This is a genomic window from Methylocapsa sp. S129 (assembly GCF_009765995.1).
GTDB lineage: Bacteria > Pseudomonadota > Alphaproteobacteria > Rhizobiales > Beijerinckiaceae > Roseiarcus.
On the sequence record NZ_LMUI01000008.1, the window covers coordinates 31,232 to 57,507 of the forward strand.

At 63.1% G+C, this 26,276-nt stretch carries 23 protein-coding genes; 12 read left to right on the plus strand and 11 right to left on the minus strand.

The genetic code is table 11. From position 1 onward, the window contains the following. The 5 genes from GSQ90_RS01100 to GSQ90_RS01120 form a co-directional block, all read left to right on the plus strand. Nucleotides 1–506 (plus strand): sigma-70 family RNA polymerase sigma factor (locus GSQ90_RS01100; RefSeq protein ID WP_158812636.1); only part of this gene is annotated, 506 nt, incomplete at its 5' end. Continuing rightward, nucleotides 503–1,219: an anti-sigma factor domain-containing protein gene (locus GSQ90_RS01105; RefSeq protein ID WP_158812637.1), complete on the plus strand. Its 717-nt coding sequence runs from the start codon at nucleotides 503–505 to the stop codon at nucleotides 1,217–1,219. The genes GSQ90_RS01100 and GSQ90_RS01105, both read left to right, overlap by 4 nt. Then, nucleotides 1,216–2,340, plus strand: coding sequence for a GTP-binding protein (locus GSQ90_RS01110; protein ID WP_158812638.1), 1,125 nt, complete (start codon nucleotides 1,216–1,218; stop codon nucleotides 2,338–2,340). Before GSQ90_RS01105 ends, GSQ90_RS01110 begins: the two co-directional genes overlap by 4 nt. A 106-nt stretch (nucleotides 2,341–2,446) precedes the next feature. Next, nucleotides 2,447–4,252: a long-chain-acyl-CoA synthetase gene (locus GSQ90_RS01115; protein WP_246731357.1), complete on the plus strand. Its 1,806-nt coding sequence runs from the start codon at nucleotides 2,447–2,449 to the stop codon at nucleotides 4,250–4,252. A gap of 30 nt (nucleotides 4,253–4,282) precedes the next feature. Next, nucleotides 4,283–5,419, plus strand: coding sequence for a GNAT family N-acetyltransferase (locus GSQ90_RS01120; protein ID WP_158812639.1), 1,137 nt, complete (start codon nucleotides 4,283–4,285; stop codon nucleotides 5,417–5,419). Nucleotides 5,420–5,421: 2 nt separating this feature from the next. Here the strand turns inward: GSQ90_RS01120 and GSQ90_RS01125 are convergent, their stop codons facing one another. Continuing rightward, entirely contained in the window at nucleotides 5,422–5,646 is a 225-nt protein-coding gene (locus tag GSQ90_RS01125; RefSeq protein WP_158812640.1) for a Trm112 family protein, read from the minus strand. A gap of 84 nt (nucleotides 5,647–5,730) precedes the next feature. Here GSQ90_RS01125 and GSQ90_RS01130 point away from each other — a divergent pair, with 84 nt between their 5' ends. Then, nucleotides 5,731–6,285: a hypothetical protein gene (locus GSQ90_RS01130; RefSeq protein WP_158812641.1), complete on the plus strand. Its 555-nt coding sequence runs from the start codon at nucleotides 5,731–5,733 to the stop codon at nucleotides 6,283–6,285. A gap of 7 nt (nucleotides 6,286–6,292) precedes the next feature. Here GSQ90_RS01130 and GSQ90_RS01135 read toward each other — a convergent pair whose 3' ends face one another. The 3 genes from GSQ90_RS01135 to GSQ90_RS01145 form a co-directional block, all read right to left on the minus strand. Then, nucleotides 6,293–6,583, minus strand: coding sequence for a hypothetical protein (locus GSQ90_RS01135; RefSeq protein ID WP_158812642.1), 291 nt, complete (start codon nucleotides 6,581–6,583; stop codon nucleotides 6,293–6,295). A 48-nt stretch (nucleotides 6,584–6,631) separates the two neighbouring features. Then, the gene (gene serA, locus GSQ90_RS01140) at nucleotides 6,632–8,209 is read right to left on the minus strand and encodes a phosphoglycerate dehydrogenase (protein WP_158812643.1); all 1,578 of its coding nucleotides are present in this window, start codon (nucleotides 8,207–8,209) and stop codon (nucleotides 6,632–6,634) included. Nucleotides 8,210–8,420: 211 nt separating this feature from the next. Beyond that, nucleotides 8,421–9,590: a phosphoserine transaminase gene (locus tag GSQ90_RS01145; protein ID WP_158812644.1), complete on the minus strand. Its 1,170-nt coding sequence runs from the start codon at nucleotides 9,588–9,590 to the stop codon at nucleotides 8,421–8,423. A gap of 300 nt (nucleotides 9,591–9,890) precedes the next feature. Here GSQ90_RS01145 and GSQ90_RS01150 point away from each other — a divergent pair, with 300 nt between their 5' ends. After that, entirely contained in the window at nucleotides 9,891–11,375 is a 1,485-nt protein-coding gene (locus GSQ90_RS01150; protein ID WP_158812645.1) for a methyl-accepting chemotaxis protein, read from the plus strand. Nucleotides 11,376–11,753: 378 nt separating this feature from the next. After that, nucleotides 11,754–12,893, plus strand: a complete 1,140-nt coding sequence (locus GSQ90_RS01155) for a DUF2336 domain-containing protein (protein WP_158812646.1) — start codon at nucleotides 11,754–11,756, stop codon at nucleotides 12,891–12,893. 19 nt (nucleotides 12,894–12,912) lie between these two features. Here GSQ90_RS01155 and GSQ90_RS01160 read toward each other — a convergent pair whose 3' ends face one another. Next, a complete protein-coding gene (locus tag GSQ90_RS01160) occupies nucleotides 12,913–14,610 on the minus strand; it encodes a mucoidy inhibitor MuiA family protein (RefSeq protein ID WP_158812647.1) in 1,698 nt (565 codons plus the stop codon). A 241-nt stretch (nucleotides 14,611–14,851) separates the two neighbouring features. Between GSQ90_RS01160 and edd the strand changes: the two genes are divergently transcribed. Further along, nucleotides 14,852–16,684 (plus strand): phosphogluconate dehydratase, encoded by a 1,833-nt coding sequence (edd, locus tag GSQ90_RS01165; RefSeq protein WP_246731358.1) that lies wholly within the window; start codon nucleotides 14,852–14,854, stop codon nucleotides 16,682–16,684. A 10-nt stretch (nucleotides 16,685–16,694) separates the two neighbouring features. Here the strand turns inward: edd and GSQ90_RS01170 are convergent, their stop codons facing one another. Further along, nucleotides 16,695–17,327: a 2-dehydro-3-deoxy-6-phosphogalactonate aldolase gene (locus GSQ90_RS01170; protein WP_158812649.1), complete on the minus strand. Its 633-nt coding sequence runs from the start codon at nucleotides 17,325–17,327 to the stop codon at nucleotides 16,695–16,697. A 227-nt stretch (nucleotides 17,328–17,554) separates the two neighbouring features. On the opposite strand from GSQ90_RS01170, the gene GSQ90_RS01175 reads away from it, so the two are divergent. After that, the gene (locus GSQ90_RS01175; protein WP_158812650.1) at nucleotides 17,555–18,037 is read left to right on the plus strand and encodes a pilus assembly protein N-terminal domain-containing protein; all 483 of its coding nucleotides are present in this window, start codon (nucleotides 17,555–17,557) and stop codon (nucleotides 18,035–18,037) included. Between the two features lie 21 nt (nucleotides 18,038–18,058). On the opposite strand, the gene GSQ90_RS01180 is transcribed toward GSQ90_RS01175, so the two are convergent. From GSQ90_RS01180 to GSQ90_RS01200, 5 genes are read right to left on the minus strand one after another with little or no spacing between them, the layout of a single operon-like run. After that, nucleotides 18,059–18,901 (minus strand): FTR1 family protein, encoded by an 843-nt coding sequence (locus tag GSQ90_RS01180; protein WP_158812651.1) that lies wholly within the window; start codon nucleotides 18,899–18,901, stop codon nucleotides 18,059–18,061. Between the two features lie 5 nt (nucleotides 18,902–18,906). Next, entirely contained in the window at nucleotides 18,907–19,248 is a 342-nt protein-coding gene (locus GSQ90_RS01185) for a cupredoxin domain-containing protein (RefSeq protein WP_158812652.1), read from the minus strand. Nucleotides 19,249–19,294: 46 nt separating this feature from the next. After that, nucleotides 19,295–20,590 (minus strand): iron uptake transporter deferrochelatase/peroxidase subunit, encoded by a 1,296-nt coding sequence (efeB, locus tag GSQ90_RS01190; protein WP_158812653.1) that lies wholly within the window; start codon nucleotides 20,588–20,590, stop codon nucleotides 19,295–19,297. Next, nucleotides 20,587–21,732, minus strand: coding sequence for a hypothetical protein (locus tag GSQ90_RS01195; protein WP_210254791.1), 1,146 nt, complete (start codon nucleotides 21,730–21,732; stop codon nucleotides 20,587–20,589). Before GSQ90_RS01195 ends, efeB begins: the two co-directional genes overlap by 4 nt. 45 nt (nucleotides 21,733–21,777) lie before the next feature. After that, a complete protein-coding gene (locus GSQ90_RS01200) occupies nucleotides 21,778–23,349 on the minus strand; it encodes a carbohydrate porin (protein WP_246731378.1) in 1,572 nt (523 codons plus the stop codon). Nucleotides 23,350–23,909: 560 nt separating this feature from the next. Between GSQ90_RS01200 and rimP the strand changes: the two genes are divergently transcribed. Beyond that, entirely contained in the window at nucleotides 23,910–24,578 is a 669-nt protein-coding gene (rimP, locus tag GSQ90_RS01205) for a ribosome maturation factor RimP (RefSeq protein ID WP_246731359.1), read from the plus strand. A 69-nt stretch (nucleotides 24,579–24,647) separates the two neighbouring features. Then, nucleotides 24,648–26,252, plus strand: a complete 1,605-nt coding sequence (gene nusA, locus GSQ90_RS01210) for a transcription termination factor NusA (protein ID WP_158812655.1) — start codon at nucleotides 24,648–24,650, stop codon at nucleotides 26,250–26,252. Nucleotides 26,253–26,276: the final 24 nt, after the last annotated feature.

The following is a 26,276-nucleotide window of genomic DNA, read 5'->3' on the forward strand; positions in this document are numbered from 1 at the left end:
TCGCAGCCGGCGATCGCGCCGCTTTTGCAACGCTCTATAGGCAGACCTCGGCGAAACTCTATGGGGTGGTCGCCCGTATCCTACCTCGTAGCGATTTGGCCGGGGAGGTTCTTCAGGAGGCCTATGTGCGCATCTGGCAAAAGGCGGGAGACTTCGATTCTGCGAAGGGCTCGCCCATGGCCTGGATGGCGACGATCGCCCGCAATCGCGCGCTTGATGAAGTGCGCCGCGCCAAGCCGCTGGCGCTTGAGGATATGCCGGAGAGTTTTGAACCGGCGGCCGAAGAAGTCGATCCGCTTGGTTCGCGCGATCGCAGCGAGCGACTGGCGGCTCTGATGCGCTGCCTGTCGCAACTCGACGCTGAAAAGCGCCAGATTGTTTTGCTTGCCTATTATCGGGGAGCGAGTCGCGAGGCTCTTTCCAAACGTTTTGAGCGTCCGGTCCCTACGATCAAAACCTGGCTGCATCGCAGCCTTGCGCAGCTCAAGGACTGCCTGTCATCATGAGCCTCAACCCGGACGACGACTTCAACGCGGCGGAATTCGCTCTTGGCACGCTGGATGGCGGCGAGCGTGCGAGCCTTGCCGCCCGTCGCCTGCGCGAACCCGAGCTGGACGCCGCGATCGTTGCGTGGGAGATGCGCCTCGCGCCCTTGTCGGAGAGCATTCCGGCCCTGGCGCCGCCGCGCGATTTTCTTGGCGATATCGAGGCGCGCATCCAGGCAAGCGCTCAAAACGCTGGGCAGTCTGGCAATGTGGTTGATCTCACACGCCGCCTGCGCCGATGGCGCTTCAACGCCATCGCCGCCTCAGCGATCGCGGCGGCGCTGGCGATCGGTATCGGCCTGCGCGAGTCCACGCGCGTCTCCACGCCCCACGAATTCGTCGCCGTTTTGCAGAAGAGCGCGGATTCGCCGGCCTTCATCATCACGGTCAATCTCGACTCGCGCGACCTAACGGTGCGTCCGGTCGCGGCGCCGCCGCAGCCGGACAAGGCTTACGAATTATGGATCATTAACGACAAGCTCGGCGCGCCGCGTTCTCTCGGCGTCATCGATAATGCGAACCTCACCGCCAATCCAAGCCTCAATCGGTTTGACCGCGCCATCGTAGAGAATGCAACTTATGCCGTTACGATCGAGCCCCCCGGCGGTTCGCCCACCGGCGCGCCTTCGGGCGCGCCCGTGTTTGTCGGCAAACTCTTCCCCACGGGACCGTGACGTCGGCGGCGCCGATACCCGTCAGCGTCGTCACGGGTTTTCTGGGGGCGGGCAAGACGAGTCTTCTGAACAGGCTCCTGCGCGAACCGGAGCTTGCCGACACGCTCGTCATCATCAACGAATGGGGCGAAATCGGCCTCGATCATTTGCTGATCGAGAGGGTCGACGGAGATGTCATCCTTCTGTCCTCGGGCTGCCTTTGCTGTTCGCTGCGCGGCGATCTTGTGGATGCCTTGCATGATCTTGCGGCGCGCCGCGATGCAGGGCGGATCGCGCCGTTCAATCGGATCGTCATCGAAACGAGCGGCATCGCCGATCCGGCGCCCGTTCTTCGCGCCATCATGGCCGACCCGGAACTCGCGTTGCGTTATCGCCTCGCCGGCGTCGTCACCTTGGTCGACGCCGTCAACGGCGCCGCGACCTTGCAAAACATCGGCGAATCCATGCGCCAGGTCGCGCTTGCCGATCGGCTCGCGGTCACAAAGAGCGATCTTCTGGCCGCGGCGGATCGACCCGACAGGCTCAAAGCCCTGACCAAAAGCCTGCGCGCACTCAATCCGGTCGCGCCGATTCTGGATATTGCGGCGGGCGAATTCCGCGCCGCTGATTTGATCGCGCTCGACCCTTTCGAGGGCGTGAGCGATCTCGCATCAGGTCGCGAGCAGCCTCCCGTCGATCCCCATGCGACTGCGCAAAGCGCGGATACGTTCGGCGTTAACGCGCCGGGGGCCGGGCGTCATAGCCCGTCGATCGGCGCCTACAGCCTGCGGCTGCCCGATCCGATCGGCGCTGCGGCCTTCGCTTTGTTCCTCGATCTGCTTTGCGCGACGCTCGGTCCCCGGCTATTGCGCGTCAAAGGATTGGTCGCTCTAGCCGAGCATCCCGCTGAGCCGCTGGTCATCCATGGAGTCCAGCACATCTTTCATCCGCCGCGTCGCCTGAAAGGTTGGCCTGACGAAGATCGCGCGACCAGGATCGTCGTGGTCGTCGATGGTCTCGAGCGCTCAACCGTCGACAAGCTCTGGGCCGCTCTGAGCGGCGCACCGCGGATCGACGCGCCGGATATGGCGGCGCTCGCCAATAGTCCGCTGACGCCGCCGCGCGGCGGGCTTCTGGCCTGACCCGTTCTTGCCAAGCGGCCTTTTTCTCGCCCGCTCTTGTCATTTGAGAGAATAAGTTCATCTATTCGAGCCAAGAATCGATGATCGGAAACGGGGGCGGATACCATTGTTCGACCGGATCAAAAGCGAAATCGCCTATTTGAGCGGCCTCAGACGCGCCCTTGCCCGCACTACGCCGGTCGGCAAGAACCCGACCCGAACCTATTGCGACCTTGCTGATGAATTGGCGATCCAATACGGCGACCAGACTGCGCTCCTCAGCGATCGCGAGACTTTCTCCTATCGCGAATGGAACGGGCGCGCCAACCGTTACGCGCGCTGGGCGCGGTCCCAGGGCCTTGGCAAAGGTGATGTCGTCGGCCTACTCATGCCCAACCGGCCAGAATATCTGGCGATCTGGCTCGGCCTCGCCCGCGCCGGCCTCATAACGGCGCTCATCAACACCAACGTATCGGGCGCCTCGCTCGCGCACAGCGTCAATGTCGCGGCCGCCAAAGCACTGATCGTCGACGCCTCCCTGGCGCCGCAACTCGCCACTGCGCGGGACCAGCTCAACCAGCCGCTGCTTATCCTGGCGCATGGCGCGCCGCCGCCCGGAATGGCCGAGCCGCGGATCGATGAGATCATCGAGACTTTTTCCGATGCGCCGCTGACGCCTGGCGAGCGCGTCGCGCTGACCATCGATGACGGCGCCCTCTATGTCTACACGTCCGGCACGACCGGCATGCCAAAGGCGGCCAGGATCACCCATTCCCGGCTGCAGCGGATGATCTATGGCTTTTCCGCTGTGATGAACGCGCAAGCCTCGGACCGCATGTATCAGTCCCTACCGATGTATCATTCGACCGGCGGCGTGCTGGCGACCGGCGCCGTATTGTCGGTCGGCGGCTCCTGTTTCATTCGCGAACGCTTTTCGGCGAGCGATTTCTGGGCCGATATCGTTCGTCATCAATGCACGATGTTCGTCTATGTCGGCGAATTGTGTCGCTATCTGCTCAATGCTCCTCCGACGCCGAACGACAAGGCTCACCGCATCAGGCTTTGTTTTGGCAATGGCCTTCGGCCCGATATTTTCACCCCGTTCCGCGACCGTTTCGGCATCAAGCAGATTCTGGAATTTTACGCGGCGTCGGAAGGCAATGTCGCGTTGTTCAATCTTGATTCGCATCCTGGCGCTGTCGGACGCATTCCGGTCTGGGCCAAGAAAAGCTTTCCGTTCAAAATCGTCGCCTATGATGTCGAGCAGAACATCGACCAGCGCAATGCGGAAGGGCGTTGCATCGAATGCGCGCCCAACGAAGTTGGCGAGGCGATCGGCGAAATATTGGACGATCCGAACAAGCCCGCCAGCCGATTCGACGGTTATGCGGACGCCGCGGCGACGAAAGCCAAAATCCTGCGCGATGTGTTTCGCGAAGGCGATTCCTGGTTTCGCACGGGGGATCTCTTGCGCCGTGACGCGGCCGGCTATTTTTACTTCGTCGATCGCATCGGCGACACGTTTCGCTGGAAAGGCGAAAATGTGTCGACGACAGAAGTCAGCGAAGCGATCGCGACATTTCCCGGGGTGCGGGAAGCCAATGTTTATGGCGTCTCCGTCCCTGGTTATGAAGGGCGCGCGGGGATGGCCGCAATGGTCGTCGACGACGCCGATCATTTCGATCTGTCGGGCCTGCGCGCCCATATAGCGGCGCATCTGCCGACCTATGCGCGCCCGGTGTTTTTGCGGTTCCGGCGCGATCTGGACACAACTGGAACGTTCAAGCAGAAGAAGACGGAGCTTGTGGCGGAGGGATTCGAACTTCCGCCGGGCGCCGATCCCGTCTATTTCGACGATCGGACGATCGGCGCTTACCGACCGATCGCCGCGGATTTCACTTCCGCCTTGCGCGCGGGATCGGTCAAGCTGTGAAGACGGCGCGCTCGATCGGACTGGAGTTCGATGTCCGGCGCTTGCGTTGAAGTCGTGGGGCTGGAGGGCGCCGCCGCCTCTGAGAACGCTTGGCGTGATCTGAGCGTCCGCGCGATCGAGGCCAATGTCTTTGCCGAACCGGCTTTCGTTCTCAATGCTTTGCGTCATTTCGCGCGAACGGATCGCCTGCGTCTCTTGTTTGTCTGGGGAGACGAATCCAGAGAGCGATTAATCGGTGCGATTGTTCTGGAGTTTCCGCGAATCTCGGTCGGATTTGGCGTGGCCCGGGCATGGCAGAGCAATCAGGCCGGGCTCGCGGCCCTGATGCTGGATCGCGAGGCGACCGAGCAGGCGCTGGGCGCCATCATGGATTGGCTTGCGCGAGAGCGGCCGAAAATTGTCGGCCTGCTCCTGCCGACACTCGACGTCGCGGGGCCGACCGTTCTGGCGGTTCGAGCTCTTTGTTCACGCCGGAGCGCGCAATTCCACCTGTTCGGGCAACGCGGACGCGCCTCCCTGGCCGCCGCGGCCAAACTTGCGCGCGGCTTTGAAGGGGCCTTGCCCAAGAAGCGGTTGAAGGAATGGAGCCGGCAAATGCGCCGTCTCAAGGAGCGTGGCGAAGTTGCATTTCGCGTCGCCAGCGACGGAGCGGCGGTCGAAAAATTCCTCGCGCTTGAAGCGAAGGGATGGAAGGGTGCGCAGCATACCGCGCTTGGCGCCGACGTTGGTCTTGCCGCTTTCACGCGATCGACGCTTGCGAGCCTGGCTGGGGAGGGCAAACTCGCCATTCAACTGCTTGAACTTGACGGCGTGGCCATCGCGATAGGCGTGATGTTGCGCGCTGGCGACCGCGCCTTTTACTGGAAGACGGCCTATGAGGAATCCTACGCGGAATATTCGCCCGGGCTGCAACTGACGCTTGAATTGTCGCGCGCGCAGCAGCGCGACCCGGCGATCGCAACAACCGATTCCTGCGCGATCGAAGGCCATCCGATGATCGAAAGGCTGTGGACGGCAAGGCTCGCGCTTATCGATGGCATCGTCGCATTGCGGCCCGGACCCGCGCGCGGCCTGAGGCTCTGGCTGGCTGGCGAGACGGCGAAACGCCGTCTCAGGGAGACCGCCAAGCGACTGATCAACCCGCTGCGAGGACGCAAGAGGTCATAGGATCATTCTTCGAGCGCGCGCGCTTCTTCGGGCAACATGATCGGAATGCCGTCGCGGATGGGATAGGCGAGTTTTGCTGCGCGGGAAATCAACTCTTGCCTCTTCGAATCATATTCGAGCGTCGCGCGCGTCACCGGGCAGACCAGGATTTCGAGCAATCGCGGATCGATTCTGGTCGGCTCGGTCGGAGCCGGCGACCCTGGCGCGGCGATGTTCGCTTCATTCATGGCGGCGTCTCTCAGCTTCATGCAGCGTTTATGTCGCCATTGATATAGCATTTCCCTGGGTTGAATCGCCATTGCTGGAGCCCGATGTCTTCACTCCAAATCCAGATCCATGGCTACGCCATCGTCTCCGATGACGATCGCATCGCCGATTCCGACGGCGCGACGCCAAAATCCCTACGCAATGACGCCGACTGGGCCTATTTTCAGAGCGAACTCGATCGCGCGGATATTGTCGCGCTTGGCCGCCTGGGTCATGAGGCTAACGCCAATATCAAGCGCCGTCGCCGGCTGATTCTCTCCAGCGCCGCGCGTGGATTGGAACAGCGTGACGACGCCTGGTGGTGGAATCCCGCCAAGACGCCGTGGCGAGACGTGACGGCGAAACTTCTGCCGAACGGCGGGCGCGTGGCCGTTCCCGGCGGGCAGGCTGTCTTCGACCTGTTTTTGACGATCGGCTATGACGCGTTCCATCTCTCGCGCGCGGGCGGCGTGCGGCTGGCGCGAGGCAGATCCCTATTCGCGGCTTGCGGCCGCGGGTTGAGCGCGGATTCGGTGCTGAGCGACGCGGGGTTGAACCCCGATGGCCCACAAATCATCGACGCGGCGGCCCATGTCACGCTCAATGTGTGGCGGAAATGACCTGCGTCTATTGCGCCTTCGCCTGCCGGCAGACGATCGGCGTCGGCTGACAAGCGATGCCGGGGGTCGAGCAGCGCGCGGCGCCTTTTTCGTCGCGCAGACAAATGGCGCAGCCGTCGCTCCATTCCCGGCAGAGCGGATTTTGCATGCCGAACCCTTGTAAAGTGACGGCCTCGTTCGAAATTGGCGGGGCACTAGCGGGTGGCGCGACCGCTTCGTCAGCGTCCGCTAGGGATAGCGAGGCCGCGAAGCCAAAGGCGGCAACGCCAAGCCTGACGAAGGTTCTCTTGCGTTTCATGCGCAATGATCCCCCACGCCCAAGCCTTTGGCAACCTCTCTGGCCCGTTCAGAATTTCAACGCTTTCGCCTGCCTGACGCCCGCGATCTTTCCGACCTTCGCCAACACGCCCTCGGGTGCTGGGCCGTCGATGGCGACGAGCGCGATGGCTGAACCGCCCTCTTGATCGCGCCCTAGGGCGAAGGTCGCGATATTGACGCCCGCTTCGCCGAGCAGGCCGGCGAAACGGCCAATGAAGCCCGGCTTGTCGTCGTTGGTGACATAGATCATCGAGGGCGTGAATTCGGCGTCGACCTTGATTCCCTTGATCGAAAGGATGCGCGGCTTGCCGTCGTGGAACACCGTGCCGCCCACCGAACGCTCCTGCGTGGCGGTCGTCACGGACAAAGTGATCAGGCTTTCATAATCGCCCTGCACCGCGCGCGTCATTTCCTCAATCACAATGCCGCGCTGGGCCGCGACGGAGGGCGCGGAGACGACATTGATGTCGGCGAGCAAGGGGCGCAACAGACCGGCGACCGCGGCGGAGGTCAGCGCCTTGATTTTCAGGCCCGCAACCGCTCCTTCATAGGTAATCGTGATTTTGGCGATCGGCGCGTCGGTTAATTGGCCGGCGAAGGAGCCGAGCTTCTCGGCCAGCGCGATGAAGGGTTTCAGCCGCGGCGCTTCTTCGGCCGTGATCGAGGGAAAGTTGACGGCGTTGGAGATGGCGCCGCGCATCAGATAGTCCGACATCTGCTCGGCGACCTGCAGCGCGACATTTTCCTGCGCCTCGTTGGTGGAAGCGCCCAGATGCGGCGTCGCCACGACGTTGGGATGCCCAAACAACGGATTGGCGGTCGCCGGCTCCTCGATAAAAACATCGAAAGCGGCGCCCGCGACATGACCGCTGTCGAGCGCCGCGCGCAAAGCGACTTCGTCGACGAGGCCGCCGCGCGCGCAATTAATGATGCGCACGCCCTTCTTGGTCTTGGCGATGTTTTCGGCCGACAGAATATTCTTCGTCTGCGCGGTCATCGGCGTGTGCAAAGTGATGGCGTCGGCGCGCGCCAGCAGATCGTCCAGTTCGACCTTCTCGACGCCGATCTGCTCGGCGCGTTCGACGCTCAGGAAAGGGTCGAACGCAATGACCCGCATCTTGAGGCCAATGCCGCGCTCGGCGACGATCGAGCCGATATTGCCGCAACCGACGATGCCGAGAACCTTGCCGGTGATCTCGACGCCCATGAATCGGTTCTTCTCCCATTTGCCGGCCTGGGTCGAGGCGTCGGCGGTGGGGATCTGACGCGCGAGCGCGAACATCAGCGCGATGGCGTGTTCGGCGGTGGTGATCGAATTGCCGAACGGCGTGTTCATGACAATGACGCCGCGTGCGGTCGCGGCGGGAATGTCGACATTGTCGACGCCGATGCCGGCGCGCCCGACCACCTTCAGCTTTTTGGCCTGCTCGAGAAGCTTGGCGGTGACTTTGGTCGCCGAGCGGATGGCGAGGCCATCGTAGTCGCCGATGATTTTCGCCAGTTCTTCCTTGTCGAGGCCGGGTTTGACGTCGACCTCGACGCCGCGCTCCTTGAAGATGGCGACGGCGGCGGGAGAAAGTTTGTCGGAGATGAGAACGCGGGGCATGGGGTCTCTCTTTCTCGTTCTCCCGCTTTGCGGGAGAAGGTGGCGCGAAGCGCCGGATGAGGGCGGCGCCGATAGGCGCCGTTTTTGATGGATTGCAGAGGATGCAGGCAGGGTGGGGGCGGCCCCCCTGAGAAAGTTCGAGAATGTTGGCTGCCGCCCTCATCCGTCATGCTTCGCATGACGCCTTCTCCCGCGAGCGGGAGAAGGGGGGCTAGGCCGCTTTGGCGAGCTTGGCTTTTTCCTGCGCGAAGGCGAAGTCGAGCCAGTGGGTCAACGCCTCGACATCGGACGTCTCGACCGTGGCGCCGCACCAGATGCGTAGACCTGGAGGCGCATCGCGATAGGCGCCGATGTCGAGCGCGACCTTCTCCTTTTCGAGCAGGCCCGCAAGACCCTTGGCGAACGCCGCTTGAGCGTCCGCGGATAAGGACGTGACTTCAGGATCGACCACTTTCAGGCAAACGCTGGTGTTCGAACGAGTCGCGGGAACCTTGGCGAGGAAATCGACCCATGGGGTTTTGGCCGCCCAATCGGCGATCGCCTTGAAATTGGCGTCCGCGCGCCCGATCAGCGCGTCCAATCCGCCGATCGTCTTCGCCCATTGCAGCGCGTCGATATAATCTTCGACGCAAAGCATCGACGGGGTGTTGATCGTTTCGCCCTCGAATATGCCTTCGATCAGCTTGCCGCCTTTGGTCATGCGGAAGAGCTTGGGCAACGGCCATGCCGGCTTGTAAGTCTCCAGCCGTTCGACCGCGCGCGGGCTCAGCACGATCATGCCATGTCCCGCTTCGCCCCCCAGCGCTTTCTGCCAGGAGAAGGTGACGACGTCGAGCTTGGCCCAGTCGAGGTCCTGCGCAAAAGCGGCCGAGGTCGCGTCGCATATTGTCAGGCCCGCGCGGTCGGCAGCGATCCACTGCGCATTGGCGACGCGCACGCCCGAAGTGGTGCCATTCCAGGTGAAGACGACGTCATGATTGAAATCGACCTTTCCGAGATCTGGAAGCTCGCCATAGGGCGCCTTGAGCGCGCGCGCATCGCCGAGCCTCAATTCCTTGATGATGTCGGAAACCCAGCCCTCGCCAAAGCTCTCCCAGGCGAGGACATCGACCGGGCGCGCGCCCAGCATCGACCACAGCGCCATTTCAACGGCGCCCGTATCCGAGCCTGCGGTAATGCCGATGCGATAATCGGCGGGAACGCGCAGAACTTCGCGCGTCAAGTCGATGGCGAGGTTGAGTTTAGCCTTGCCGAGCTTGGCGCGGTGAGAGCGGCCGAGAGCCGCGTCGTTAAGAACTTGGGGGGTCCAGCCGGGCCGTTTGGCGCAAGGGCCGGAAGAAAAACGCGCATTATTCGGCCGCGCGGCCGGAGCATTCGTCATGTGCCATCCTTTCAGATGAGCGCCTCTCGTTGGGGAGAGGTGTCCCGCTGCGGGCGATACGGGTTTGGGCGGAGGTGGTCAAGTGGAATTTCCGCTTCGGCGTGACCGAATAGAAGATAGAGGCGCCATCGCGAGCCGCCCGTTTAAGGGATTGCTTATACCTTTGGGTTACCATGTTGGGCGATGTTCTTAAGCTACCGCCAATGGGGGACCGCCGGGATGGGTCGGCTGAGCAATTTGTTCCGATCGGACAAGAAACGACGATCCCACGCCCAATCTCTTGGAAATCCTCAATTTGTCATGAGCCTTATTGAGCACATGGTCGTGCCGCTGTTCGTACTCGACCGTGATGGCAATGTGATCGTCTGGAACGAAGCGTGCGAGAAACTCACCGGTCTTTCGGCGTCCAGCGTCCTTGGCACCAAGAACCACTGGAAGGGATTCTACACAGCCGCCCGGCCCTGCCTCGCTGACCTCGTGCTCACGGGCGGGGGCGCGGAAGTCGGCGCCCTCTATGTCGCGCATGACAAGCAGGCCTCCAGTCATGGGCGAATGAAGGCTCAGAACTGGTGCGATCTGCCGATCGGCACGCGCTGCTATCTGGCCATCGACGCTGGTCCGGTCCGCGACCCTAGCGGCGAATTGGTCGGCGTGATCGAAACGCTTCAAGATCTGACAGCTCTGAAGGAGGCCGAGGCGGCCGTCGAGGCCCAGCGCGAAGCGCAAGCGCATAATCTCGACACCATCAGGTCCTCCCTGGGCGCAGGCCTCGATCGGCTGGCGCGCGGAGATTTGGAGGCGCGGGTCGAGACGCCTTTGCCGGAAGCGGCGGACGAGCTGCGGTTGAATTTCAATTCCGCCGCGCATGGCTTGCAGGAACTCTTGCTCAATATCGTCATGACGTCGGAGACCATCGATCGAGGCGCAACCGAAATCGCCGCCACGACCGAGGAACTCTCTAGACATAGCGAGCGTCAGACGGCCGATCTCGATGAAACCACTGCGGCTCTGGGCGCGATCACCTCAACCGTGCGCAGGACGGCCGAAGGCGCCAATCAGGCCCGCGACGTGGTGGCCGCGGCGAAGGCGGATGCCGAAAAGAGCGGAATCGTGGTGAGCGAGGCGATCGCGGCGATCAATGGAATCGACAAATCGTCCAAGCAGATCAGTCAGATCATCGGCGTGATTGACGAGATCGCCTTCCAGACCAATTTGCTCGCGCTCAATGCCGGCGTAGAGGCGGCCAGGGCGGGCGACGCTGGTCGCGGCTTCGCGGTCGTCGCATCGGAAGTCCGCGCTCTGGCGCAGCGGTCGGCCGCCGCCGCCAAGGAAATCAAGGGCTTGATTTCGAACTCCAACGCGCAGGTCGATCAAGGCGTCGATCTCGTGACCAAAGCCGGCGCCGCGTTGGAGCGTATTGTGATCCAGGTGTCCGAGATCAATGAGGTCGTCTCAGCGATCGCGGCAAGCTCTCAGGAGCAAGCCGTTGGTCTCCAGCAAGTCAATACGTCGATGAGCCAGGTGGATCAGGTGACGCGCCAGAACGTCGCGATCGTCGCGCAATCGACGAAGGCGGCTCATTCGCTCGCGCGGGAGAGCGAGGACTTGCAGAAGATGATCGGCCGCTTCCAGATCGGCCGAGTCGCGACGGTCGATGCGACGCGACGCTCCCGAGCGCCCGCGAATATTCCACGGGCGGCGCTGAAAGTCGTTTCCGCGCGCCAGGGTTCCGCCGCCCGCCGCCGCGCGGAGCCGGCGATGGAGCGGGACTGGGAAGAGTTCTAGCGCTCCGGTATGCGCCTCATGTCGGGTTCGCCGCTAGCCTCGGCGCTTGCGCCGGCCGCCGCCCGTTCCGTCCATCCCGCCTTTCGGCGGGGCGTCCTGCTCGGCCGCGGCGGGGGTCGGCTCTGTCTCCCGCTTATAGCGAACGCCCGTGAAAAAAAGGATGCGCGCGTCTTGCGAGGGCGCCGCCGCGGTGTTTGAGCGCGTGGCGTTCGGGGACGGTCGAAATAATATCAAGTCGCCCATGACTATGCTCCGGAGCGGCTCCGATCAAAAGACGCGCCCCACAGCCCATTTACGCTGGGGGAAGGTTAACACTTGGTCAACGCAATGGAGGTAATTTGAATATTCAACGCCATCGTTAATGGGCTCCAAGCGACCATGTTGCATCAAGAATCCACCTCTCTGCCGTTCCTGGCGTCTCTCAGGACCGCCGACAACGCCGAGTCCCGGCGAATCCTGCTGCGCATCACGACGGACCATTTCATCTCGCGGCAGGACCATTCCATCCAGCAGCTCGCGCAATTTGAAAAGACCATGCTGCGGCTGATCGCCCGAGCGGATCCCTTCACTCGTCTCATTGTCGCTCGGAAACTCGCCTGTCACCCCATGGCCCCGCCGCGCGCGCTAGAAATGCTCGAGGAAATGGGCGGCGAGGGCGCGCTCCATCTGCTCGAATGCGCGCCGCTCTCGCGCGATCGCCTTGTCGCCGCCGCATCGGGCAATGAGAGCCGAGCCTGTGCGCTCGCCAGACGGGTGGACCTTGACGCCGAATTGGTCGCCACATTGAGCCTGCGGCCGGAGCCCGGCATTGCGCTCGCGCTTGCCGCCAATGCCGCCGCTCCGCTTGATGCGCAGGCATGCGCCGCGCTGGCGCGGCGCGCTGAGCGGGAAAGGCCGCTCGCCGACGCCCTGCTGTCGCGCCCGCCGGGCGGCATCGATGCAGCATCCTTATTCCTGTTGGCTTCCTCCGAGCAGCGCGCCGCGATTTTGGCCGCCGCACAGCGCGCGGAGCTGGCGAGAGCAAGCGTCGCGCGCCAAGAGCCCGATCGCGATGAAGCGCTCGCCCGTCTCGAACGACATGCGCTCGCCCGGCAGCCCGAGCTTTTCATCAATGTATTGGCTCAAGCGCTCGGATGCAGCCGCGATCTTGCCGAACGGATCGCCAGGGAGCCCTCCGGCGAGCCCTTGGCGGTTGCGGTCAAGGCGCTCGACGCGCCCCAGGATTCCGTCGTTCGAATCCTGATTTCGGGCGATTACGTGCGCATCGGTTCGCTGATCCGCCTTACGGACGGATTGAACCCGGCGGCCGCGCGTCGCGTGATCGGCGCATTGACCGGCGCGCGAGAGGAGCGCGGCGCGCATTACCAGCCGGTCCTCGACCCCCATGCTCACCCGTCGCCAAGCCGGGTCGCTTCCGGGAGCTCGGCGCCCGTCGCGAATGTCAGCGCAAACGCGGCGCGTCGTCAACGCGCCTTTGCCTTTGCGCTCGCCCAATCGCGCGTCCAGAAGTCAGGTTGAGACGCCGTCGATCGGCGTCTTATTGCTCATTGGCGCTGATTGACGCGCCTCCCATCGTCACATCGCGATCGGCCGGCCACTTGAGGCGATAGACGAGGCGAATGTCCTTGGCCTCATTTGGGGCGAGATCCAGCGTCCAGCTCATGACGCCGCGCTTGTCGGCAATCTGCTTTTCGGTCGGTGGGGTCGTTGTTGGCAGCATTTCGACGGTGATGGCGGTATTCTCCGAAATCGGCAGCCTGTCGATCACCTGAACCTTGACCGGAAAGTCGTGCAGGTTCCTGACGGTCGTCTTGAATTCCCGCGTCTCGATTTTGGTCTGATTGTACCAGGTCGGCTCGTTTTCCTTGCGATTGACGGGCGCGCGCTGAATCTTGATTTTGTCGTCGGCGCCAAAACCCATATCGAGTCCATCGCCCGGCGCGACGAAGGCCATGCGGCTCTGGCCGACGAACGCCCCGTCGCGATGCAAAGCGACCTCGCCAGGCAACAATGGGGCTTCTTCGGCGTCGACGAAATGAGCCTGAAGATAGGCGGTCTGATCGAGCCCTGGCGCGGCTTTCACGAGAATCGTCGGCTGAGCGGAGACGCGCGTCAGGACGAACGACTTTTGCGCGCCGCCGCTCGCGAGGCTGACGCGACCCGGCGTCTTGAATTCCGCGCTATAGGCGCCCGATTCGGTTTGCGAGACGACCTCCTCGGCCTTCACCTGCTGGGCCAGCTTCGGCATGAGCGGCGGCGATGGCATGGATTCCACGGTCGGGGCGGCGCGCGCCATCGGCGCTTTCGGCATCGCGCCGTCGAGCGGCGCCGCGCTATCGGGCTCGGGCGGTTGCCAGAAATCGATCTTCAGCGGTTCGACGTCGGGTATGTCGGAGGCGCGCGCGACCCGCGCGGTCGAGACGATGAGCGCGACGTCGCTCCAGTCTTCACCCGTGTGCTGCGTCAGACTGGCGCGCCTTGTCAGCGAAAGCGTCTTGGCGCCCGCCGTCGTATCGAGCGATGCGTCGTAGGTCGGACGCCAGCCGACCCCACCGATGCGATAGGACAGTTTGATCCGCGCTTGCGTCTGCGAATCAACCGTGACCGTCACCGTTGCGCTGCGTTGCGCGCCTTGTCCCTCGACGGGCCGTTGGCTCTGCGCCTCCAGCGATTTGATCTGATCATCCAGTTGGCGCGCCTTGGCGACCGCGGGGCGCAGGTCGTCGCCAAGCTTGGCGAGGCCGACGGCGACCATATCCCAGGCGCCGTTCCACTGGCCGATATCGAGCGGCTTGGCTTCCGACGATAGTTTTTCCGGTCCAGACTGTGAAAATCGTATGATCATGGCGCGCTTGGCGGCCAGCGCATCAATGGTTGACTGCCAGCCCTCCTTTTCCGCGCGCAGACTCGTCAATTTGGCCTCGATGGAATTGTCGGGCGCCCCGATCTCGGCGGGGGCAACCTGCGTGTCCACCGCGCCAATCGTCACTTTCGCCGATCCCTCACCGTCCAGCCTGAGGGATGCGGGGTCGAGCGCGAGCGGCAGGTTTCTGAAAGTCAGCACGCTCTCGCCCGGCGGCAGATCGACTTCGGCGATACGCCAAATGATCGCCGCGTCAGGATAGACGGTCACCGAATCGATCTTGGAAGCGACCTCAATTTCTCCCGCCAAGGCTGGCGCCGCGAAGAGGAGCGCGACGAAAGAGCACGCGGAAAGTGAAAAGATGGTGCGCATAAAGCCGTCCTTTGGTGTGAGACCGATCGCGGGGCGCAAGAGCTGATTGTCGCATTTCGCGGCGCCAGTCTGGCAAATTCGCGATGCAATTGCGGCGCGGAAGCGGCGGCCGAGAGCCGTTGCGGCATTGGGCGGCATGGCGCCGATCGTTTAGGCGCCAGCGCCCTTGCTCCGCACGGCGCTGTCGGCCACAAGTGTTTTTCACACCCCGCTGGGGCGCTCGATGCCGAAAGGTGCAGCTATGATCGCGACCCTTCAATCCCGTATTGGCGAAGTCACCGAGCGAATCGCGCGGCGCAGTCGCGATAGCCGCCGCCGCTATCTCGACGGCATCGACAGGTACGCGACGAAAGCGCCGACGCGCAAGCGCCTGGGCTGCGCCAATTTCGCCCACGGCTTCGCCGCTTGCGGGCCCGCCGATAAGGAAGCGATCCGCGACGGCGAGGGGCCAAATCTGGCGATCGTCACGACCTATAACGACATGCTGTCGGCGCATCAGCCTTTCGAGCGTTTCCCCGAAATCATCAAGCGCATCGCGCGCGAGGCGGGCGGCACCGCGCAGGTGGCCGGCGGCGCGCCGGCGATGTGCGATGGCGTCACCCAGGGCGAGGCGGGGATGGAGCTGTCGCTGTTCTCGCGCGACGTGATCGCCCTTTCGACGGCGGTCGCGCTGTCGCATCAGATGTTCGACGCCGCGGTTTATCTCGGGGTCTGCGATAAGATCGTGCCGGGCTTGCTGATCGGGGCGCTTTCGTTCGGCCATTTGCCGGCGGTGTTTCTGCCGGCGGGCCCGATGACCTCGGGTCTGTCCAACGACGAGAAATCGAAGACCCGCCAGCTTTTCACCGAGGGCAAGATCAGCCGCGCCGCATTGCTGGAGGCCGAGGCCCAAGCCTATCACGGACCGGGCACCTGCACGTTTTATGGCACCGCCAACACCAATCAGATGCTGATGGAAATCATGGGCCTGCATCTGCCCGGCGCATCTTTCGTCAATCCGAATACGCCGCTGCGCGACGCGCTGACCGAAGCGGGCGTGCGGCGTGCGCTGGCTCTGACTGCGCAGGGCAATTCCTACACGCCGATCGGCCATATCATCGACGAGCGGGCCGTGGTGAACGGAGTCGTCGGACTGCACGCCACAGGCGGATCGACCAACCATACGATCCATCTGATCGCGATGGCGGCGGCGGCTGGAATCGCGCTCAACTGGGACGATTTTGCCGATCTGGCGGAGGTCGTGCCGCTGCTGACCCGCATCTATCCCAACGGCAAAGCCGACGTGAATCATTTTCAGGCGGCGGGCGGCATGCCCGTGTTGATCCGGTCGCTGCTGGGCGCCGGGTTGTTGCATCGCGACGTCCGGACGGTGTGGGGCGAAGGGCTCGGCGATTACGTCGTCGAGCCGGGTCTCGGCGAAGAGGGAGAAGTCGTCTGGCGCGAGGCGGCCTCAAAGAGCCACGACGAGACCGTGCTGCGCGGCGCGGAGCATCCGTTCCAGAGCACAGGCGGCTTGCGCGTGCTCGACGGGCCGCTTGGCCGCGCGGTCATCAAGACTTCCGCCGTCGCGCCCGAGCGCCATGTGATCGAGGCGCCGGCCCAGGTTTTTCATAGCCAGGAAGAACTGCACGCGGCGTTCAAGGCGGGCGGATTGTTCCGCGATTGCGTGGCTGTCGTGCGCTTTCAAGGGCCGAGCGCCAATGGCATGCCCGAATTGCATAAACTGATGCCGCCGCTCGGCATCGCGCAGGATCGCGGCTTCAAGGTGGCGCTGGTGACGGACGGGCGCCTCTCAGGCGCGTCGGGCAAGGTTCCCGCCGCTATCCATGTGACGCCGGAGGCGGCGAATGGCGGCGCCATCGCGAAGATCCGCGATGGCGACCTCATCCGTCTCGATGCGCCGAACGGTCGCCTCGAAGTGCTCGTCGATGCGGCGGAATGGGCGGCGAGAGCGAACGAGGATCACGATCTGTCGGCCTCGCATACGGGCATCGGGCGCGAACTTTTCTCCGCCTTCCGCGCCACGGTATGCCGCGCCGATCAAGGAGCCTCGATCTTCGCCATGCACGAGTGAGCGGGCGCTTTCAGCCTTTCAGCCTGCGCCAGGCCGCGACAAAAGCCGCGGCCTTCTCCGCCACGCGCGCCGCGCTGTCGCCAGGGCGATAGAGCGCCGATCCGAGGCCAAAGCCATTGGCGCCCGCCGCCAGATAGGGCGCCATATTGTCGGGCGTGATTCCGCCCACCGGCATGATTGGGACGCTGGCGGGAATGACCGCGCGCCAGGCTTTGACGATGGAAGGCGTGATCATTTCAGCGGGAAAGGCCTTGAGCCCGTCGGCGCCGGCGCCAAGCGCGGCAAAAGCCTCCGTCGGCGTCGCCACGCCCGGCAGCGCGATCAGGCCGCGCGCCTTGGCCGCCGCGATGATCGCGACATCGGCATGCGGCATGACAATCAAGTCGCCGCCAGCCGTGGCGACCGCTTCGACCTCGCTGGGCGTCTTCACCGTGCCGGCCCCGACAAGCGCCTCGGGCGGCGCGATCGCGCGCATCGCTCGGATGCTTTCATAAGGTTCGGGCGAATTGAGCGGCGCCTCGATCAGCAAAAAGCCCTCGCCGACCAGCGCCCGCAGGATGGCGGGCGATTCAGCGGGCGTGATTCCGCGTAGGATCGCCACCAGCGGCAGCGTGGCCATCGCGTCGACAAATCGGCTCGTCATAGGGGATCCTCTCGATCGGCGCCTGTTTTGGCCGCAAACATCCGATATCGCAACTGGGGCGCGCGCATTGTCCGGGTAAAACGGTGCGCCGAGGGCCGCGTGGCGATGAAAAATCGCGATTGTTCAGGGTTCTTTCACCATTTCAGGGTGAAGCTGGCCCAAAGGCGCCGCGTCCAATGGCAAAGGGCTCGTGCGTCCGCGTTAGCCCTCTGAAAGGCTCAGATTCGATGTTCCGTCGTTCGCTTCTGTCGTTCGCCCTTGTATTGAGCTTCGGGCTGGCCGGCGCGCAAACGGCGGCGAGCGCGGCGGCCGCCGCCGCTATGCTGAGCGTCACGATTGACGAGGCGAAGATCGCCCGCATCCCTGATGGAACCGTCACCCTCGTCATCGGCAATCCCATTGTCGCCGATGTCACGATGCTTAAGGGATCGGGCGCGATGGTGGTGACCGGCAAGGGATTCGGCGAGACCAATCTGATTGCGCTCGATGGGCAGGGCAACGTTCTTGACGAGAAAACCATCCGCGTCGTGCCGACCGGTTCGGTGCTCATCGTGCAACGCGGAATGGAGCGCGAGTCCTACTCCTGCACACCCCAGTGCATGCCGACGGTTCAACTCGGCGACGGCAAGCAATTCACCGACGCTTCCGGCCAGATCACCGCGCGCAACGGGTTTCTCCAGAGCACGCAGAGCGTGCAGACCCCGCACTGACGATAACGAATCCTCCGATCGTTACGACGCGGCGGATGCGCTCGACGCCCGACGTTGGCGCGTGGACATTCCAGCCGCCTGCATGAGCGCCAGCATCGCTAGAATAGTCGCGGCGTAAGCGATGAGCTGCATGCCTGTCGGCTGGTCCATATAGCCGATCAGCGTATGGAGGATGCGGCCGAGGATGCTGTCCTGCGAGAGGATGGCCGACGTGTCCCAGATCGGATCGGACCAGGCCTCAAGCCAGCCGCCCTGTTGAAGAAAATTGACCGCTTGCGCCGCTAGGCCCGCAGCGAGCAGCATGATCAGGGTCGTCAGAGCGCCGAACAGATAGCGCAGCGGGATGGCGATCAGGCCGAGATAGAGGAGAGCGGAAACCAGACTGCCGCCGAGAATCCCGAGGGCGCCCCCGACGACGATATCGATCGCCGTCGCGCCGCCTCCGGCCGCGACGCCATAGAGGAACAGCACGACTTCTGAGCCTTCGCGCAGGACGGCGACGCCGCAAACGACGGCGAGAGCCGTAAGAGGCCGCCGCCCTTCGGCGACGTCGCGTCCCACGGCCTTCAGATTGCTGGCGAGTTCGCGGCCATGGCTCGCCATCCATGCATTGTGCCAGCCGAGCATCGCAACGGCGATGAGGAGCACGGCCGCGTTCAGTGTTTCCTGACCGGAGCCCTGGAAGAGCCCTGCGATCTGTCCCGCGAAAGCGGCGACCAGACAGGCGCCCGCCAGGCCGCCAACGAGTCCCGCGCTGACCCAGAAGCCGCGTCCGGCGATGCCTCGCGTCGCCGCGAGGACGACGCCCACCACCAGGCCCGCCTCGAAGACCTCACGAAAGACGATAATCAACGCCGCCAGCATGCCTGTTACTCCGAAACGATCACGCCCTGCGCCGTTTCCCGATGGAAGTCGCCAAAGAAGGGAAAACGGCCTGGACCAAGCGGCCGCATCCTCACTTTGCCCTGATCGCCAGGCGGGATCACCTTTTCGATCGCCGGGTTGCTCATTTCGAATTCGTCGGCCGTATCGTCCTGATTGGTGACGATGATGAAAAACGGCTTGCCGCTTGGGACGTGAATTTCGGTGGGCGTGAAGCGATGGTTCTTCAGCGTTAGCGAATAGGTGGCGAGGTCGTCGGCGCGCGCGGCGCCCGCAGCCGCCATGCCGAACGCCAGAATGAAAGCGACGTCACGAATTGAAAGGGTCACGATTGTCTCCTTGTTGCGAGGAAAGCGTGTGAGTGCGAGCCGCTGACTACGCGGCCGCCTCGAACAGCCGCTGGCCGATGAACTCGCCCTTGGCGGCGCCGGCCGGACAAGCGAAATGGCCGCCTCCCGTATTGGTGACAAACTGGTTCATCATGTCGAAGCGCGACATTCTCTCGAAAATCTTGATGAAGCCGGTGCGCAGATCGCGCTGGTAGCACATGAAGATAAGCCCGGCGTCGAATTCCATGCCCTGGCGCCACGGCGGCCAGCGTTCGGCCGTGATATTCGCTCCATCATTGTAGGAATAGGAGCGCCGCAGGACGCGCGAACCTTCAAGGCTCGCCTGATGGGCCAGCCGGACATGCGAATTCTCCGGGACGACCGGATTGCCGTCGGGATCCTTGGCGTCAAGGTCGATCGGATCAAATTCTCCATCGGCGCCGAGCGGCGCGCCCGAGAGTTTTTTGCGCCCGAAAGTCTGTTCTTGAAACGCGACCTGTACGCGATCCCAATGTTCGAGAGCGATACGGGCGCGCCGGACGACGAGATAGCTGCCGCCGCGCATCCATGGCGGCGCCTCGTCTCCGGCCCATACGACCGCGTCCATCTCCTTGGGATCGTTCGTCGGGGGATTGCCGGTGCCGTCTTTGAAGCCCATCAAATTGCGCGGCGTTCGCTTGGCGCCATAGTCCGAGATGAAACCGGCCTGGACCCAGCGGATCTGCGCGACGCCATAGGCGAGGCGCGCCAATTGGCGGACGGCGTGGAAGGCGACCTGCGGATTGTCGGCGCAAGCTTGCACGAGCAGGTCGCCGCCCGTGCGCGCCGGCGCCAATTGCTCGCCGGGGAAATTGGGCAGGTCGACGAAGGCCTCCGGCCGATGGGCGCGAAGGCCGTAGCGGTCGTGTCCGTCCTTGACGAAGAGCCCGGCCCCAAAGCCGAAAGTCAGCGTCAAGCGCGACGGCGACAAGCCGAGCACATCTGCGGGATCGGGTTCAGCCGCGTAATCGCCTTCGGCGGCGATATCCACCGGCTGGCCGATGCTCAGCAAAGCGGCGGCTTCGGTCCATTGGCGCAATAGTTTTTCGACATCGGCGCGTTTGGCTGTCGTGAGATCGAAAGCCGCGAGATAAGTCTGCGCCTGGGCTGATGTCACGATGCCGCCCTGACGAGCGCCCCAGAAGGGCTCCGTAGCATCAGGCGTCTGAGCGCCGGCCTCCTGCGCGGCGGCCAGCGCCGGGGTTGCGGGAAAATGCGAGCCGGCGACGGCGGCCAGTCCCGCCGTCGCCGCAAGAAAGCCTCGGCGCGTCGCCTTTGGCCGGTCTCGATCGCGTTCCGTCATGGCGTCGCCTTGGCCAGCATGTTGGTGTCGTCCTCGACGTAATAAAAGCCGCTGCCGTCCGGCGCCATGGCGAGGCCGAACAGGTCGCCGTTGCCAGGCGGGGATTGCGCCTGGTTGGAATCGATCCATTGCGCCGCCAATTGCTTGCCCGACGCCGGATCGAACTCGACAACCTGGCCATTCTTGCCGTTGCAGGCCAGGATATGGCCGCTACCCGTCGCGGCGAGCGCAAGCGGGCGCTGCAGCAGGCCGTCCTTGGTTACCGTGCGGCCGGCTCCAGCGCTGCCCCCGCGCGTCGCCGCATCGGGAATCGCAATAATGCGGTTTTCGATCGCATCCGACACATAGAGCGTGCCGCCGATCAGCGCGAGGCCGGTCGGTCCAATCAGGAAAACATCCTTGTCGGCGCGCTGGGCGAGGCCGCTCGCAATAACGGTCTGACTGGTGACTTTCGGCGGCCCGCTCGCCGGAATCGCCAGTTGAATGCGCAGCACCGTCGCCTTGTTGATGACGACAGGCAGGCCGGTGGCGGGATCGAGCTTGGAAGGGTCAGGAAGGTCGTAGCCTGACATGCTGACGAACAGGGTCGCCTTCGAACCATTGTCGATGACGGCCATATTGCCCCAGGGACCGTTGATATGCGAGCCCGACCATATGGTGGCGAGTTGTCCATTGGAATCGAACACCAAGAAGCAACCATTGCCCTTGGTCGCCGTCGTGCCGTCGGTGCTCGGCGTGCTGCCGACAATCACCCACCCGCTGCTCAGCATGGTCATCGCCGTCGTAAGGCCGATGCCGCCCGGGCATTGTGGCAGATGCTGCGGCAGTTTGGCGAAGAGCGTCGTCGACCTCGTCGACGGATTGAAGTCGATGATCGTCCCGCCGGTGCCCTGCAGGTTCGACGAATTGTTGAAATTATCGACCAGCACGTCGCCTTTCTGAATCTTGCCGGACGAGGCGGGCGCGACAACGACGGCATAAGGATTGAGATCGCCATTGTCGGTAATCGTGGAAGTCAGCGTTGGGTGACGGTGCAGGCCCTCAAGCACGTTCTGCGCGCGCGCGGGAACCGCGCCGATGACAGATAATCCGACCGCACACGCAATGACGCCCATGGCGCTGCTTCGTCCAATATTCAGCATTGTAGTTTCCTCGTCTCTGTCTTCTTCACGCGCGCGGAGGGCGTTCTAGAAAGTGATGTTGGTGCGTATGCCGAGGACCGCTTCGTTCTTCACCTTTTGGGTCGGATTGTTCGGATTAACGATTCCGCCTCCAGGATTGAAGACATATTGAATGTCCGGCTGGATCTGCCACCACGGCATGACCTGATATTGATAGGTCGCCTCAAGGAAGGTCTCGTTGTGGCGCGCGGGCGAATAGACGCCTGGATTATAGACGGCGGTATCGACGTCGAGGCCCGTGGCGCTATTGCTGACCCGCGCAAAGCCCATGCCGAGGCCTGCAGTATCGTCGTCGCGCCCGAAAAATGGCTCATGCATGGTGAGGCCTGCGTTCAGGCTGAAACTGATGAGGTTGCGATCCTGCAACGGCGAGAACATCGGGCGAACGAAGACGTTGATGTTGCGGTCGGGATCGTCTTGAAAGCGATAAATCATCTGATCGGCGACGGCGTAGAATGCGTAATTGCCGCGATGGGTCGCAGCGATTCCATCGCTCGCCGGATTGGCGAGCGATAGACCGGTGTTGTCGTAGTGCAGATCGGCGAAGTTTTCGCTGTCGTACCACATGCCGATCTTGTAAGTGCGCGAAAGCGGGTCCGTCTCGTTGGCCTGGACGAGCGTGCCGGAGGAGGGATAAGCGAATTGCAATTCGGCGATCGCGAGCGCGCCCCCATTGAGCGGGAAGCTCGTTCCGGACGGATTGCGCATCTGCGGATCGCCGGAATTGTTGGAAACCGGACTGCCGTTGAAGACGCCAGCGAGAAGGGTGACCGAATCGGTCACATGCACCCTTGCGCGCACGCCCAAAGCCGAAAGCGGATAAGCGGGGCCGCCGCCGGGCAGGTCGGCCGAAGGCAGCATTGGCCAGCCGAACATCGTGTTAACGAAATAGCCGGCGTTCGCGCTGCCCATGAACTCATTGTCGAGGCTCTGCTGGCCGATCTTGATGTCGACCTTGTCGTCGAACATTTTCTGCTGATACCAGAGCTCCCATAGACGGGTCGAGCGGTCAGCTTCGATGCCGCTCGCCGTTTGCAGGGTCAAAAGATTGTCGGCGCTCAGGCTTCTGCCATGCACCTGCAAGGCGCTGACATTGAACAGGCCGCCGTAAAGACCGAACGCGCGCTGCGTATCCAATTGGAGAGTGGCTGTCGTCAGGCCGTCATAGTCAAAGCCTTGACGCTGGCCGCCGCTCACATTGCCAAGAACCTCGCTTGTCTCGGTGATGTTGAGCGTCATGCCATATTTGGCCAGCATCGGCCTCAGGCCCCACATGTCCCCGAGCAGATTGGAGCTGCGCGGGGCGGTAGCCAGGAAGCCGAAGGGCCCTGACCCGCCAGCGCCTGACGAGGCGGCGGTCGCAGCGCCGGCGCCAACCGGCTGCTCAATGAACTCGCCCGAACTGGCCGCCGAAGCTGGAGCCGCCGCAGTTCCTGTCCCGACCGGGGTCTGAGTGAATTCACCCGAATTGCCCGCCACCGGCATCGAACCCGGGATGGGAGCAAGCGCGGCGCCGGGCGCCGACGACTGGGCAAAAGCGCTGGAGGCGCATAGGGCCGCCAAGGCGGTGGCGCACATCAGCGTCAAACGGCGCCGTTTTCTCTCAGAGAGTCGTTCAGTCGAGTCAAATTGGCTCTCAGGAAGAAAAAGCAACGCAACCCCCAATGTATCGGAATGTCGGATATCGGCTGCAATAATCAGTCGCATGTGCAGTGTGTCAACGAATATACGACACTTTAGAATGGCGCTAAGCTTCAAATTACTGTATTAGAATTAGTCCAATGTAAAAATTGCATTTTTATAATTGTTCTAATCAAGAAGGCGCCTGGCATGACCGCGCCTGGCGCGCCCATTCCAGGCGCCTATGCCGACCTGTTCCTCAAGGGTCGAGGAGCACAGGCGCGCCTCGAGCAACTCGCTCGGCGAGGCGCCCGCTTTCACCCGCGCGCGAGGCGTGGACGGATTTCGCGTGGGAATGGATTGGGACGACGCTTGCCTATTTCGGCCATATGGCGTATCGCTAGCGCTGTTGGTTTCTCATAGCTTCTCATTTGTTCGATGAGGAGATGGTTTGAGAGTGGGCCCCGGCCGGGACCCGCTCTTTTTTATTGCCGACGGGACCTATGGCCGAAAGACAATTGACCGACAAGCCAAGTCTAGCGGATGAAGCGCTCGTCAACGCCCTCGACGAGCCGCGTCTGCTGAGCGACGGCGGCGGCGCGCGGCGCATCGCTGCGATCGCCGCGCCGGTATTGCGCGATCTGGGGTTCCGACTGGTGCGCGTGAAAATTTCGGCCGCCGATGGCAGCACCGTTCAAATCATGGCGGAGCGGCCTGACGGCTCGATGACGGTCGAAGATTGCGAACAGGCGAGCATCGCGCTCTCGCCGGTCCTCGACCTCGAAGATCCTGTGAGCCAGGCCTATCGCCTCGAAATTTCGTCTCCTGGCATCGACCGTCCGCTTGTGCGCATTTCCGATTTCCAGCGTGCGATCGGCCACGAGGCAAGAATTGAAATGGCGATTCCTGTGGGAACGCGCAAGCGTTTTCGCGGGGTTATCGAGGGGGTGGAAGCAGTAGGGCCGCATATGAACGCGCGCCTTCGCCTAGTCGGCAAGGACGACGGACAGGCCGAGCTGGCCGACTTGCCGATCAAGGATATGGACGAGGCGAGGCTCGTCCTGACCGAAGATCTGATCCGCGCGACCTTACGTCGCGAAAAGGCGGCCAAAAAAGAGCGGAAGACGCAAAAAGCCAAACCCGTACGCGGCAAGATCTTGCCCGAAAAGAGCGGCAAGACGATTTGAACGACGACTTGAACAGAACGACCTGATGCGCGGCGACAAGCCGGCTCAGCACCATAAAGGAGAATTATGATGGCCGTCAGCGCCAACAGGCTCGAACTCTTGCAGATCGTCGATGCGGTCGCGCGCGAAAAATCGATCGATCGGTCGATCGTGCTCGCCTCGATGGAAGACGCGATGCAGAAGGCCGCGCGTTCGCGCTATGGGCAGGAGACCGAGGTTCGCGCCGATATCAATCCCAAGACCGGCGAGATTCGCTTTTCGCGCCTGCTGCTGGTCGTCGAACAGATCGACAATGACGCCACGCAGATCGCCTTGGCTGACGCGCACAAAAAGAACCCGTCCGCGCAGATCGGCGACTGGATCGCCGAATCCTTGCCGCCCTTCGATTTTGGCCGCATTCCGGCTCAGTCCTCCAAACAGGTGCTGGTCCAGAAAATTCGCGAAGCCGAGCGCGACAAACAATATGACGTCTATAAGGATCGCATCGGCGAAATCATTAATGGCGTCGTCAAGCGCGTCGAATACGGCAATGTCGTCGTGGACCTCGGCGGCAGCGGCGCCGGCGAGGCGGTGGTGCGGCGCGACGAAATGATCCCGCGCGAAATGTTCCGGCCTGGCGACCGCATTCGCGCGTTTGTTTATGACGTGAGGCGCGAACAGCGCGGGCCGCAGATTTTTCTATCGCGCACCCATCCCCAGTTCACGGCCAAGCTGTTCGCGCAGGAAGTGCCGGAGATTTATGACGGCATCGTCGAGGTCAAGTCGGTCGCCCGCGACCCCGGCTCGCGCGCCAAGATCGCCGTGATCTCCAACGATTCGTCGATCGATCCGGTCGGCGCCTGCGTCGGCATGCGCGGTTCGCGCGTTCAGGCGGTGGTCAATGAACTGCAGGGCGAAAAGATCGACATCATTCCCTGGTCCGCCGACGCGGCGACGTTCATCGTCAACGCCTTGCAGCCGGCCGAGGTGATGAAGGTCGTCCTTGACGAAGATTCCACCAGGATTGAGGTGGTTGTCCCTGACGATCAACTTTCTCTGGCGATTGGCCGGCGCGGGCAGAATGTGCGTCTGGCGTCGCAATTGACCGGCTGGGACATCGACATCCTGACCGAAGCGGAAGAATCGGAACGACGCCAGAAGGAATTTGTCGAGCGCACCAATGTTTTCATGGGCGCGCTGGACGTCGACGAAACCGTTGCCCAATTGCTCGCCTCCGAAGGGTTCCGTTCGGTCGAGGAATTGGCTTTTGTCGAGCCTGCCGAACTGGCTACGATCGAGGGTTTCGACGCGGACACCGCCGCCGAGATTCAGGCGCGCGCGCAAGGACATCTGGCGCGCATCGAGGCCGAGTTTGACGAGCGCCGCAAGGCTTTGGGGGTCGCCGACGACCTCAAGTCGATTGAAGGCGTGACCACGCCCATGCTGGTCAAGTTGGGCGAAAACGACGTGAAAAACGTTGAGGATCTCGCGGGTTGCGCGACCGACGATCTTGTCGGCTGGACGGACCGCGGCGAGGGCGAAAGCAAGAGGCACGCCGGATTCCTCGACGGTTTCGACATTTCGCGCGAACAGGCCGACGCGATGATTATGAGCGCCCGCGTGCAGGCGGGATGGATCGAGGCGCAGCCGGAACCGGTGGAAGTCCAGCCGGACGAGGCCGGGGAGGGCGAATAGCCTCCCTCTTGGACGCAGTGGAGG